The sequence below is a fragment of the Shewanella sp. 10N.286.52.E4 genome, assembly GCF_041468785.1.
GTDB classification, from domain to species: Bacteria; Pseudomonadota; Gammaproteobacteria; order Enterobacterales; family Shewanellaceae; genus Shewanella; species Shewanella electrodiphila.
The window spans coordinates 260543-274613 of sequence record NZ_JBFRJJ010000024.1; the positions used below are offsets into that span (position 1 = coordinate 260543).

Annotated in this window: 9 protein-coding genes and 1 pseudogene; 2 read left to right on the forward strand and 8 right to left on the reverse strand. The window is 39.2% G+C overall.

Annotation, left to right across the window (positions count from 1 at the left end):
• Positions 1 to 49 precede the first annotated feature (49 nt).
• The 8 genes and pseudogenes from AB4153_RS15060 to cmoA all read right to left on the reverse strand — a co-directional run bounded on the left by AB4153_RS15060 (position 50) and on the right by cmoA (position 8856).
• A pseudogene (locus AB4153_RS15060) lies at positions 50 to 951 on the reverse strand (LysR family transcriptional regulator).
• Between the two features lie 81 nt (positions 952 to 1032).
• The gene (locus tag AB4153_RS15065) at positions 1033 to 2160 is read right to left on the reverse strand and encodes a DUF3541 domain-containing protein (RefSeq protein WP_371998006.1); all 1128 of its coding nucleotides are present in this window, start codon (positions 2158 to 2160) and stop codon (positions 1033 to 1035) included.
• Complete coding sequence (locus AB4153_RS15070) at positions 2138 to 3877, reverse strand: hypothetical protein (RefSeq protein WP_102526069.1); 1740 nt, start codon at positions 3875 to 3877, stop codon at positions 2138 to 2140. Before AB4153_RS15070 ends, AB4153_RS15065 begins: the two co-directional genes overlap by 23 nt.
• Positions 3840 to 4799, reverse strand: a complete 960-nt coding sequence (locus AB4153_RS15075) for an alpha-L-glutamate ligase-like protein (protein WP_102526068.1) — start codon at positions 4797 to 4799, stop codon at positions 3840 to 3842. Before AB4153_RS15075 ends, AB4153_RS15070 begins: the two co-directional genes overlap by 38 nt.
• Positions 4799 to 6304 (reverse strand): UUP1 family membrane protein, encoded by a 1506-nt coding sequence (locus AB4153_RS15080; RefSeq protein WP_102526067.1) that lies wholly within the window; start codon positions 6302 to 6304, stop codon positions 4799 to 4801. Before AB4153_RS15080 ends, AB4153_RS15075 begins: the two co-directional genes overlap by 1 nt.
• Before the next feature lie 8 nt (positions 6305 to 6312).
• A complete protein-coding gene (locus AB4153_RS15085; protein ID WP_102526066.1) occupies positions 6313 to 7080 on the reverse strand; it encodes an ATP-dependent zinc protease in 768 nt (255 codons plus the stop codon).
• A gap of 55 nt (positions 7081 to 7135) precedes the next feature.
• Positions 7136 to 8128 carry a tRNA 5-methoxyuridine(34)/uridine 5-oxyacetic acid(34) synthase CmoB gene (cmoB, locus tag AB4153_RS15090; protein ID WP_371998008.1) on the reverse strand — a complete coding sequence of 331 codons (993 nt, stop codon included), beginning with the start codon at positions 8126 to 8128 and terminating at the stop codon, positions 7136 to 7138.
• Entirely contained in the window at positions 8125 to 8856 is a 732-nt protein-coding gene (cmoA, locus tag AB4153_RS15095; RefSeq protein ID WP_102526064.1) for a carboxy-S-adenosyl-L-methionine synthase CmoA, read from the reverse strand. Before cmoA ends, cmoB begins: the two co-directional genes overlap by 4 nt.
• Before the next feature lie 293 nt (positions 8857 to 9149).
• Between cmoA and AB4153_RS15100 the strand changes: the two genes are divergently transcribed.
• On the forward strand, positions 9150 to 11984 hold the full coding sequence (locus tag AB4153_RS15100; protein ID WP_371998010.1) for a diguanylate cyclase domain-containing protein: 2835 nt from the start codon (positions 9150 to 9152) through the stop codon (positions 11982 to 11984).
• A 262-nt stretch (positions 11985 to 12246) separates the two neighbouring features.
• Positions 12247 to 14028, forward strand: coding sequence for an aspartate--tRNA ligase (aspS, locus tag AB4153_RS15105; protein WP_102526062.1), 1782 nt, complete (start codon positions 12247 to 12249; stop codon positions 14026 to 14028).
• Positions 14029 to 14071: the final 43 nt, after the last annotated feature.

Consider the following 14071-nt stretch of genomic DNA (forward strand, 5'->3'; position numbering starts at 1 on the left):
GTAATTGCATTCAAAGTAATCAAATTTATTAGCTAATATGAATAGTTACCTATTCAACCACCTGATTAATATCATGTTGTAATAATATCAATGACTCTAATAATTTAGATGCTGGCCCTTGTTTATCCCTATTTGGAACCACTAATGAAAGTTGTACCTTACGACTTTTACTGCCTTTCAATGCCAATCTTCGCAGTTCACCTGATTTAATCTCATCCTCAATTAAGTAAGCTGGTGCCCAACAAAAACCAATGCCTGTTTTTAAAATAGTTTTCGCTTCATGAAAATTAGAAACCGTCCAACGTTGTTCTGCTTTTAGCCAACCAGTATCTGATGCTTTATGGGTTGCTGTGTCTTTAATGACAATCTGTAGATGTTGAGCTAAAACTTGGTCATCAGCTATAACATCGTGCTGAGCTAGTGGGTGAGCGGCGAGCACACTAGATATAATTCTGACTCACATATAGGCTCTGCAACATGACCTTTAGCGGGGATCCCACAAATGGCAATATCTGCAGTGTTATTTAAAATTAGTTCGTGAGTACCAGAAATAACTGAGTCGATAATCGTTACCCGGGTGCCGCGACTATGGGGCAAAAATGCTTTTAAGGCATCCACTAAATAGTGCAGAGGATAAATGATTTCTCGCGCAATGGTTAAGTTAGGCTCCCAGCCCTCGCCAAGATTGCTCGCGAGTTGTTCGAGTTCATCTACTGTTTGGGTTAAATGTCGTGAACGACGTAATAATACTTCGCCTTGTTCTGTGAGATAAGCTTTACGGCCTTTAACTTCGAGTAATTGGATACCCAATTGAGTCTGTAGTTTTGCCACAGCATGATTAAGAGATGATTGGCTTTTGTTAAGCTGTTCAGCAGCTTGGGCGTAACCACCGAAATCAACCACAGATTGAATAATTCGCCACTGTTCTAACGTGGATTTAGCTCTACTCATGTATTAAATTACTCATGGTGGGGTAAACTGCAAAAATAAGGGGTAACAATCGTTACCCCTTAATCATCACTAATATCTTACTTACTTGTTTTTCCTCGTGTCATTTTTAGGTGTCACTTGTACAGGTAAGTACTTCTTCGTCGCTTTTGTTTCAGCAAGATATGGCCCTTTATGAAGCGTCTCTGGCCAATCAAGTAACATCATGGCTAAAACATTTCTGTGTTCACCCATGACCATATCTGGATTTCCACGTGGTGAAGGGATCAGTTGGTATTCAGGGTTAAACGATGCTGCTATGTGGTTTTGCGTCTTCTTAATGACTGGATGATCACGTAAGCCTGTTAAATAGAAACTTATCCCAACTTCAGAAATAATATCGTCTGTGGCATCGGTAAGGATACGGTCAATGTTGTCATCAAAGTAATCTAAAATCCATTTAAACTCTTTGGCACTTACTTCTTGTTGATAATAACCGCTTGCAGCAAAGATAAAGTGAGTCATGCCATACAATTTATTTCTGAATTGTCTTTTATCTAATTCGCTATCTTTATCATTAGGGTAAGCGGCAATGAAAGCTTGTTTGTAATCATCGACGTAGTTTCCGACTTCAAGTTGTTCTGCCCAATACGCGTAATTGATCAGTTGTGCAGCCCAAGCTTTAATCATCTTAGGATCAGTCAATGCAGGTTTAAGATCATATGCTTTTAATGCCGTAACCATTTTTTGATGGCAAGGCCCCATAAAACCTAACTCGTCCGTACGACTGGCATAACGTAATAAAATATCGCTATAAAAGATAAATTCTGGGAAGGGCTTCAGTGCTTTCTTTCTCGCTTTTGCACGAGGGCCTTTACCTAATACACTTATTGCTTCATTGGCTTGCTGTTCGATAAACTTAGGCTTATCAATATTACAGGCAAAATAGTTTTGACGTTCAGTAATAGTGATTAAATCTATCAAGGCTGCATTTGTATACTTTTCATCACCCGTCATTCGGTACATTCTTAAACCATAGTGCCCTTGAATTCTTGGTGGCAGAGAATACATATTTTGTTCAAGGTTAACCTGTATCGCACTTCTTACTTGTTGGTGTGTTAATGGTGTTGCGGTTGATTTTGGGTCATCGGCAGCGAAGGCTGATACCGAAGATACTATAAATGATAAACCAATTAAGCACGATAAGGATTTACTTTTGCGAGTGGCCAGCATTGAAGGCTCTCCTGATGAGTGAAGATAGATCATTGGGTGGAGTAAGTATAATGAACATTTGCTCCATTAGGGGTAAATTATCTTCATTAACCACCAAAATATCAAAAACTTGACGTTCTGTTACTGAAGATTTACTAGATTCGAAAATCATACTAACAAGGCTTTGATGCCAAAGAGGTAAATAATAGTTAACCCCTTCATTTGCAATACCATTGAAGCTAAAAGCTAAATCATTAGCGTATTGCCACTCTTCATTGAAGCTATCTTTAAAAGCCATTGATAACTGTTGTTGCTTTGAGGGCTCATTCAAATAGAAGTCAATAATAACTTTGGAACGTATAACACGTAATTGCCGACGATAATCTTGGACAACTTGCTCTCGTTGAGATAATACAGAATCGTTTTGCTGGCGTAGGTATGCAGACAGCCAATATTGCCCTAATAAATGGTTATCAGCAGATTTCCCCTGTTTATTAATCAGATAAAATTTATTACCCCGTGCTAACCCTGTAACAGCTTCTGCAATTGCATTAATCAACTTATTTGCTTGTCTTTTATTAGAGATAGCGTCTGAATAACTGATGCTTGCTTGTGCAAATTGATGTCCGATCACGGGGTAACGAATAACATGGGCGTTAGTCTGACCTGTTGGGCTAACAAACAATTCTCCGAGTAGACGTTGTTGGTGCCATACACGATAAATTGTATTTTTAACGCCATCTTTGGTGATAGTGTGGTTTGTATCGGTTGTTTCAACTGTTGTAGTGTCGGTTATGTCACTGAGATTCAATGCTTCTATTCGAATCCCCAAATTTTCTAATTGAGTAAATACTCGTGTAAAAATCTCATTTGCAGACTGAGGTCCAGAGTAGGGCTGGTGAGGTAATGAAGCAAGATGTTGCCCAATGTTCCAAGGTGCAAGATTAATATTACTTGTTTGTTGCTGTAAATATTCATTAAGTGAAGCGGCATTGAGTATTTGAGTGTTAAGTGACTCGAAAGCCGTTGCTTGCAAAAGCTGCTTAATGATATCTAATGACGCCGCATTTTTATCTTTTGCTCGTGATTGGTAAGCAAGCCAAGCATTTTTTCTACATTGTTCGTTAGGTTGTGACATTAAGTATTTAGCTAAACTGACATCCAGATTTGGCTTGGTGGATTTCAACATTGAATTGGCAGTCGGTGTGTCTGAGTTATGGTTTGTTTGAGTCGGTAGCTGACAGGTTTTATCGTTGAAAACCATAGCAATATGCTGATTTGTTAAATTTCTTCTGATGGTTGCCTGGGCATTATGCAGTTGTGATTTGGTATTAATATCGAGCTGACGCTGTTTAACCTTAGTTAATGTTTCAGCCAAAGAGGAATAGGGGGGCTGTGATTGCGACAGATTCATTATTAACTGATCAAGTTTTGGTTCTAAAAGTAGTGTTTGTAATTCGTCAGCTAAATGTAACTGACACATTAATATGCTTTCTCGTTGGCTATTAATGGCCAAATCACGATAGTAATTTAAACGATCATTAATGTTATTAAGGCCTAGGGTGAGCTGCTCAAATTGAACGGCCTGTTGGGAAACCGACCGAGTTAAGTCTAATTCAGATAGCGAAGGCTGGTAACGCAAGCATTGTTGGATAAACAGGTTTAGAGGGTTGGCAACTGCGGGAGCAGTTGCCAATAAACTAAAAGTTAGGGTTGCTGCAAAAATGTTTTTTAGCATAAGCGACACGTTCTTCCACTGATAACGTCGGCCCTTTCAGGCTTTCTACGTGTTTAAGTCGGTCTAAAATTCCTTTTCCGTTCGCTGTTTGAATTGCTAATCCTGGTCGTGCATTTAACTCTAACAAAAGAGGGCCACGGACTTTATCTAACACCATGTCAGTGCCCAAATAGCCTAATTCACACATTTCATACGCGCTTGATGCGGTATGAAGTAGCACGTCCCAATTAGGTACTTGGATTTGAGAAAGTTCATAATTGGTATCAGGATGCCTAAGCACTGGCTTATCAAACTGAACCGCATACAAACTTTTACCCGTTGCAATGTCTAAACCGACACCCACAGCACCTTGGTGTAAGTTTGCTTTACCGTCTGAAGCCGCTGTTGAACAGCGAAGCATGCCCATTACTGGATAGCCTTTAAAGACGATAAGACGAATATCAGGTACACCTTCGTAACTAAAACCGTCAAAAATTGGGTCAAATTCAATTAAGCCTTCGACTAATCCAACATCAGGTATCCCACCCAATGAGAACAGGCCACTTAAGATATTAGACACATGGCGATAAACTTCATTTGGCGTTACTTCATCGCCATTAGGTTTGTAATAACGGCCATTTTCAACATGGGTAATAACCAGAATACCTTTACCACCAGAACCTTTAGCAGGTTTGATAACAAAGCCAGTTCTGCCTAATACCATTTGTGGTATTTCGTTAATTTTATGCTGCTCTTCAACAACACCAATTAGATCAGGTACTGCAATATCATTGGCTAAAGCTAACTGCTTAGTAATGAGCTTATCATCTACGCGTTTATAAAATTTGCGTTGATTGTACTTACCAATGTAATCGATATTGCGCTTATTCATATTCAATACGCCATTTCGACGTAATTCCCAAGGCCAAGCGTAATTCTTCATTACTTATCCTCAGCCAGTGGTTTAAAGCGTTTTAACTCAGTTAGGCGATAACCTGTGTATTGACCCATTACCAGTACCATAGCCAAAATAACTAAGTGAATGCCAAGGAAGTTAAATACCCAATGTTGGATCCAACTGTTACTCATCGCGAGGTAAGCTAATGTGGCGACAAATAAGCTACCACCCCCAGACATAAATACTGACTTAGGACCTTCTTCTTCCCAAAGGATAGACATACGCTCAATGGTCCAAGCAAGAATAATCATAGGGAAGAAGGTAATCGTTAATCCTTCACTGAGCCCCAGCTTGTAAGATATAAGCGTGAACAACCCAATAATAAATATCACCACAATAATCACCGCGGATATTCGGGATATGAGCAAGAGATTGAGTTGCGATAAATACGAACGAATCATTAATCCGAATGCGACAATCAGTAAGAAACCGATTAGACCAGTCAGTAAAGTGGTTTGAATAAATGCCAATGCAATCAGAACCGGCATGAAAGTACCAGAAGTTTTGATACCAATGATGACCCGAAGGAATACAACAACTAACACACCGATAGGGATGAGTAAGATGCCTTTAAAGGTACTTTGTTCCTCAAGGGGTAGCTGATAAAGCGAAAAGTCTAACGAATCAGTGTTCATCATCATGTCAATAGAAGTCGCTAACGCAGAACGAGTTTCCTTTAACATTGAGAAATTAACTTGTGAATTACTACCACCAATGACATCAAGCACTGACATGCCGTTGTGTTGCCAAAGTACTAAGTTATCTGGGCGACCTTGCTTGTTGTTTTCTACATCAAATAAAATCCATTCACCATCTTGGTAGACTTGAACGTAAGGATTAAGTTGTTGACGACGACGTTGATCTTCTAGCATCAAGCCACTAACTAACTTGGCTGGAACACCTTTTGATTGAAGCATTTGCACAAAAAGCTGAGTTCGTGAATTAACTGATAATAGTAATGCAAGGTTTTGCGATTGGTTACTATCATTAATCACATCCATTAACTGTTGAGCATAAGAAATGTTACTCGCACTTCTTTCCCATACCTGGTTAATGATTTGTTCAGCTGCACCCCGTTCAGTAACTTGCCATAAAAACGGCTCTGGGGTGACAGGCTCTTCATCAGCATCAACTTTTAGTTGGCCAGTAGGCACTAATGTCACTCGATAGTATAAAGACTGACGACCAGATGCTTCACGAATTGACCAGACCGCGCGGCGGTCTTCGCCTTCAGAAATATTTAATCCATAACCGGCAGATGTAGCATTTTCTGCTAACACATCAAATGCAGGGTCTTGAGGTAGAGAAAGCGAGGCTTCAGCTGGCTTGCTAGTACCGTTGAACATTACTTTTGCTTCAACAGACCAACTTTGAACTTGTTTGCCTGGAAAAAAGGGAACGTTGTGTTCAACGCTGCGGTAAATACTTGCGCTGATCCCTGATATGAATAATAGGGCTACAAAGATAAAAAATGGCTTACGAGAATGCATTTGAATTCCTATTTCGCTTCTTTAGTCGATTCTGTTTGTGGTTTTTTGCCATGAACATAAATTTGTCCAACATCAACTACTGCAATGTCTTTCATAAATTTACGGCCAAGAAGTAGCGGGAACTCAAGGTGACTTCGGTCGGTTAAGTTCAAGTCTGTTTCGGCAGCATATTGACCAATTTTTAAATGAGCATGAATCACAGGACGGCGATCGTCAGGTAAATCAGCATCTTGTTTGATACGAACAAAGCGCTCGACTTTATGCTCGAAAGTATTGCCAGGTTGCTTTTCACCGTTGGTCATCACATCAAATCTAACCCATTGAACACCGTTACGCTCAAATAACACAATGTTACGTGCATCTAATGAAGATGACTCTGCACCTGTATCGATGCGGGTTTCAAATGACGCTTTTAACTCATCAACATATACATGCTCAATTTCACCTAAGACTATTTTGTCAGAGACAACTGACTCTGGACACTGCGGTGGCTCACTTAATTGTGCAAGTGCTGCAGCATCATCATTCATTTTTTTAGATTGTTTTGCTAATGCATCAGTAATTTGTAATTTTAGGTCGTTGACTTCAGCACTCAAGGTTTGCATTTCAGTAGATGAGTGAGCACATTGAGCATTTATTGCCTCGATAATCGCAGTTTGTGAAGTTGCAAGATTAGCACTCAATTCCTCACTTCCAACGGGAGTGATTTTCGCACTTGATGCACAGCCTGATATTAATGCGGCGGTGACGGTTAAAATAAATACCTGCTTTAACATGACAATTCCTGTTTTCTTTAATCTAAGCTAATGCTTTGATAATTATAATACTATATTAAACTAGGTCGTGATTAGGTTGATTTTTTATCGCTATTATCGTTGCCCGTTTTGGGGCTGGATAACCTTCGACCGTTAAACTTACATCGTTGGGGTCAAGATAATCTACTAAAGATTCATTCTTCATCCATTGTGTTGAGCGTTGCTCTGCCATTGAAGTAATATCCACATCAACGCAACGTATGTCGGTGAAGTCACACTTTTTTAACCATAACATGAGTGCATCGACAGATGGCAAAAACCAGACATTATTCATTTTGCCATATCTGTCTTGTGGGACTAAAACAGCATTTTCATCGCCATCTATCACTAAGGTCTCTAATACAAGTTCACCGCCCATACGCAGTTGATCACGCAATTGCATTATATGATCGATGGGTGAACGACGGTGGTACAAGACACCCATAGAAAATACGGTATCAAACGCATCTAATGTTGGAAGCTCTTCAATGCCCAGTGGCAATAAATGTACAGGATGTTCATTACCTGCTAAACGCTTTACTGCTTCAAATTGACATAAAAACAGCGGGGAGGGATCAATCCCGACGACACGTTTAGCGCCAGCACCTAGCATGCGCCACATGTGATAACCACTACCACAACCGACATCTAATACTGTGCGATTATCTAATGGAGAAATATGCTCTTTAACCCGATCCCATTTCCAGTCACTTCGCCATTCAGTATCAATTTCGATTCCATGAATGTAAAAAGGGCCTTTACGCCAAGGTTGAAATAACCCAAGTAGATTTTGTAACTTTTCTGTTTGTCCTGGAGTCAACTGGCTACCGTCACCAATTTTGACTCCGTTGAATAAATCAATATGAGTTGGCGCTGGGTAATGTAATTTATTGAGGACTTTTTCCCATTTTGGCAAGTTGCCATGTTTATGTTCTCTTTGCCATTTCCCTAAAATTGCTGGAAGTTCTTCTAGCCAATGTTGCAGGCTTGAATCGGCAATTTGTTGATAAAAGGAGCTAAAACTTATCACTTGATGGCCACCATTGATGCAAAATTAAAACATTGAAACCACACTGTTGAATGGCTAAAACCATTCTCAGTAAAGCGTTGTTGGTGCATGGATAAACTGTCTGGGCGCATCACATTTTCAAGTGCACTGCGCTTTTGGCTAATTTCTAGTTCGCTGTATCCATTTGCGCGTTTGAAGTCTAGATGTTGTTCATCTAAAAGTGTTTGAATCACGTTATCTTCAAATCGTAATTTTTCTGAAATAACTAAAATACCGCCAGGGAGTAAACCTTGATAAATCTTGGCGATTAACTCGTCCCTGTCATGAACAGGTAAAAATTGTAGAGTGAAATTTAATACCACCATTGAAGCATTAGTGATGTCGATGTCTCTAATGTCACCACAAATGAGTTCTACTTCAGTATCACTGACGTAGGCAGATAAATTTTCCTGGCAACGCTCGATCATCGATTCACTGTTATCAACAGCGATAATACGACATTGTCTTTGCTCAATTTGGCGTCGAATACTCAAAGTCGCAGAACCTAAAGAACTGCCTAAATCATAAATATTAGATTTAGGGGTAACATAACGGTCAGCAAAATCCCCAATCGTACTAATGATTTGGGTATAGCCAGGTACTGATCGTCGTATCATGTCATTAAATACACCTGCAACCCGATTATCAAATTGAAAATCTGATATTTTATCGGTTGCTGCAGCGTAAATTGTATCTTGTTGAGAGTTCATCTGAGGTAACTTGAGAAAATCATAGATTCATTTTAGCCAATCCTACCAAATAGCAGCAAGTATCCTATTGGTATTTTTTGTTTTATTTTGTTTATTTGCTCTTTTTTGGCTAAATAATTAATTAAGTAGGACAATTGGTCGATATAAATCGGTATGATGAACATATAATTAAAATGATTTACAATTAAGCTTAAGGTTGATTAACAAAATTTCAACCAGATAAAGTGTGTGGTCAAAAAACGAATATAACAAATAACGACTAATAAAATGACAACTAGCACAAAGGAACGCGCTTGAAGTTAATTAGCACTATTTTTACTTTTTTCCTGTTTACGTTGATGACATTTATTGTATCAGCCGATGAAAATGAATCCGCCTCGGTATCATCATTGGCTTTTCCAAGTTCATTAGCCATTTCAATGAGTGAAGATGCTTACCCTTATCAATTTGTTGATGATAACGGTAACCCCGCAGGTGTCATGGTAGATTTATGGCGCGAGTGGGCATCTGCAACAGGCGTAAAAGTGTCGTTTTATCCCATGCAATGGCAACAATCTTTACAATCAGTCGCTGACGGTGACGTCGATGCTCACATTGGTATGGCAATAACCAAAGAGCGACAGCAACTATTTTCATATGCAGATAAAGTATCTTCTCTTAATTCCTACCTTTACCTTCACAAAGACATTGCTAATAAAAAAGCGATTAGTGATATTCGTCCTTTTAAAATAGGCATTATTGAAGGGACTTCACATGAACAGGACTTACTGGCGATAGAACCCAGCCTGACATTTAAATATTTTAAGACTAAAAAAGCGTTATACGATGCTGTTGTTGCAGGTGAAATATACGTATTTGCAACGATTCAAGGCTATAACCAAGGCATTCCTATCAATTTAGAACTAGCCAACAATTTCCATATATCTTCACGTATATTGATTAAAGAAATAGAACTTGCGCCAGTAGTATCTTTACTAAATCAATCTTGGGTCTCCTTTATTAATGAAGGCTTTAAGAAAGTGTCTACTACCCATGTCGATGAAATTGAAAAGCGTTGGTTTGGCTATCGTCGTGAATCCAACGGTCTATTGATTGCGATGCAAATGAATGTAGAGCCATTTGTGGATATTGGTTTAGACGGTTTACCCCATGGTTTATTTGTCGATTTGTGGCGACTTTGGTCTGAAAAAACAGGAATTTCAATAGACTTTATTCCAAGCGACATGAATGGCAGCATTGAACTCATTAAAGATGGTCATGCCGACGTACATATTGGTTACCCTGAGAGTGAAGAAATCAATACCGGTCTTAATAGAGCTAATCATTTTTATTCAGTTAAAAGTCGATTCTTTAGCTACAACAAAGAAATCAAAGATATTAGTGAAATTGATGGTAAACGTATCGGATTGTTTGCCACATCACCTTATATTATCGAGCTTAGGAAAGTTCTTCCTAATGCGCAGATACGTTATTACGATTCCATGGAGCAATTGATCAAAGCAAGTCGTGATGGCGACATCGCAGGCTTTGTTGCTGCAAGTGCTTACACTTCACACTACCTATTACATCAAAAATCATGGTCTGAGTTTTATCAATATAATAAGCTCGATTTTGGTACTCAAATATATAACCTCACCAATGTAGAAGATACAGAACTTGCAGAGCGCATCGCTAATGGTTTTCAGCTAATTAGTGATTTCGAAATGGCAAAACTTGAACAGAAATGGCTTTTAAATGAAGCCGATAGAACATTTTCTACTGTCGATAAACAAATCTATATCAGTAATAAAGAAAGAAAATATTTAGACTCACTGGGTGCAATTAAACTGGGTTACTTAACTCAGTGGGCGCCCATGGAGTATCAAAATGAATTAGGTGAATTTTCCGGTATTAATAAAGAAGTTATCGAAATTGTTACAGAACAACTAGGCATCGATATTATTCCTGTTGCCTATCAGCAGTGGGACAAACTCAATAAAGACTTACAAAACGGCAGTATTCATTTAGTCGGCAGTATGGCAAATAATAAAAATCGAGAGCCAGCACTTGAGTTTACTGAAGGTTATTGGCCATCACCTTGGGCTATTGCGACTACGTTAACTCAACAACCGTTGTTCAATTTAAGCCAATATAACGGTAAGCGAATAGGGGTCGTCAAAGGCTATAACTTGATCAATATATTGCGCCAACAATTTCCAGGTTTAGAAATTGTTCAAGTAGATAATACTCAGCGTGGTTTACAGGCGGTTTCTTCTGGTGATGTCGATTTATTCATCGAACAAGTTGTGACCCTTGCTTATGTGCTGAATGAAGGGGAGTTTCCTGATTTAAAAATGGCCCTAGTTGCAGATTTAACAGAACAAAAAAGTCATATTGGTGTTTATCCCAAACTCAAAACTATCATTCCATTACTGAACCGCGCCATTGAAACGATTGATGAAACCAAACAACAGCAGATGTACCAAAAATGGGTGGCGGTTGACTTGCGTTCTGAAGCGGACAAATATCAAAAGTGGTTTAAAATTGTACTATTAGGTTTGCTGATTATCAGTATGATCACCTTTATCGTCTTCTTGGGTAATAAACGTCTTAAACGTGAAATTACTTTGAGAAAAACGGCTGAGCAAAAGATAAAGTTTGTTGCAGAGCACGACCCTGTGACTAAACTCCCTAATCGTGGTTTACTCGATGACCGTTTAGCATGTGCGATCAAAGCCCATGAACGTGAACAAGCCAAGTTTGCATTGTTATTTATAGATTTAGACAAATTCAAGAATGTTAATGATCAACATGGTCATCACATTGGTGACGCATTATTAATTCACATTGCCACAGCACTTAAATCAGTAGTACGAAAATCTGATACCGTGTCTCGTTTTGGAGGCGATGAATTTGTCATCTTACTTAACAAGGTCGACAGCAGCGAATGCGCGATAAAAGTCGCAGATAATATTATTAATGTGTTATCTGACCCCCTCATTATTGAAGGAATAACATTAACTGCATCAGCCAGTATCGGTATTGCGGTTTATCCAGATGATGGTGATGATGCTATCGCCATATTACAGATGGCTGATAAAAAGATGTACAAAGTAAAAAAGCAGGGTGGTGATCAACGCAGCTTTTAATCACCGGTTGAGTTTTCAAGGTGATGAACAAACAAAATTGTCTTATTTGCTGTTTTTTTACTCGGTTATAACGGGAACTTTCCCTAAAGTCTGTTCAATTGCAGTAAACTAATCGATACTTCCATGCAAAAATGTAGCACACGTTCAATAAACGCGTTTTTAGGCGTATTATAAGTGCTATAGTTGCCTGCATTATTATTAATATAATGCCAAATTAAATTGTTTTTTAGACACCTATTTCTGAATTAAAGGGTAGAGTTAAATGCGCAGTCATTATTGTGGAGACGTTAATAAGTCTCATCTTGGTCAAGAAGTCACCTTAGTCGGTTGGGTTAACCGTAGTCGCGATTTAGGCGGCGTAATTTTTTTAGATCTTCGTGACAGAGAAGGGATAGTTCAAGTTGTTTACGATCCAGACTTGGAAGACGTTTTCAAAGTAGCCAGCAGTTTACGCGGTGAGTTCTGTGTACAAGTTAAAGGTTTAGTTCGTGCAAGACCTGATAGTCAAATTAATGCACAAATGAAAACTGGCGAAATTGAAGTCTTAGGTCAAGCGCTAACAATTATTAATGCTTCAGCGCCGCTTCCTTTGAGCATGGATAATCATCAAAACAACAGTGAAGAACAGCGCTTAAAGTATCGCTATCTTGACTTACGTCGCCCTGAAATGGCTGACCGTATTGTTTTCCGTTCAAAAGTCACTAGCGCGGTTCGTCGTTTCCTTGATGATAGCGGTTTCTTGGATATTGAAACGCCTATTTTGACCAAAGCCACACCAGAAGGTGCGCGTGATTACCTAGTACCAAGCCGTACTTATAAAGGTCAGTTCTTTGCTCTGCCACAGTCTCCTCAATTATTTAAACAATTGCTGATGATGTCTGGCTTTGATCGTTATTACCAGATTGTAAAATGTTTCCGTGATGAAGATTTACGTGCTGATCGTCAGCCTGAATTTACTCAAATTGATATCGAAACTTCTTTCATGTCAGCTGAGCAAGTCATGGAAAAAACTGAAACTATGGTTCGCGGTTTATTCAATGAATTAATGAATGTTGATTTAGGTGAGTTCCCACGTATGTCATATGCAGAAGCTATGACGCGTTATGGTTCTGATAAGCCAGATTTACGTAACCCACTTGAACTTGTTGATGTTGCTGACTTAGTTAAAGATGTTGAGTTCGCAGTATTTAGTGGTCCTGCTAACGATGAAGAAGGTCGTGTTGCAGCGCTTCGTATTCCAACAGGTGCATCTTTATCTCGTAAGCAAATCGATAACTACACTAAATATGCTGGCATTTACGGTGCTAAAGGCCTAGCGTGGATGAAGATTAATGATTTATCTGCTGGTATCGAAGGTATTCAATCACCAGTACTTAAATTCTTAAACGAAGATATCGTCAATCAAATTATCGCACGTACTAATGCTGAAACTGGCGACATCATCTTATTTGGCGCAGATAAAGCAAACGTTGTTGCTGAAGCAATGGGCGCATTACGTCTTAAAGCCGGTGAAGATTTTGAACTTCTTGAAGGTGAGTGGCGCCCAATGTGGGTTGTTGACTTCCCAATGTTCGAAAAAATCAATGGTGGTTACCATGCCGTTCACCATCCATTTACCGCTCCGCGCGGCGTAACTGCTGAAGAACTTGAAGCCAATCCTGGTGCAGCAATTTCAGATGCTTACGATATGGTATTAAATGGTTGCGAATTAGGTGGTGGTTCTGTTCGTATTCATAATGCTGACATGCAAAGTGCGGTATTCCGTATTTTAGGCATTGATGATAAAGAAGCGAATGAAAAGTTTGGCTTCTTACTAGAAGCATTACGTTACGGTACACCACCGCATGCAGGTTTAGCATTTGGCTTAGACCGTATTATCATGTTAATGACAGGTGCTAGTTCGATTCGTGATGTGATGGCATTCCCGAAAACAACGACTGCAGCATGTCCATTAACGAATGCCCCAGGATTTGCCAACCCTCAGCAATTAGTTGATTTAGGGATTAGCGTTATCCCTCAAGAAAAGCCTGCCGCTGACGAATAATGTTAATCAGCAAAATTACAAATCTCATTGGTTTGTACTAAAG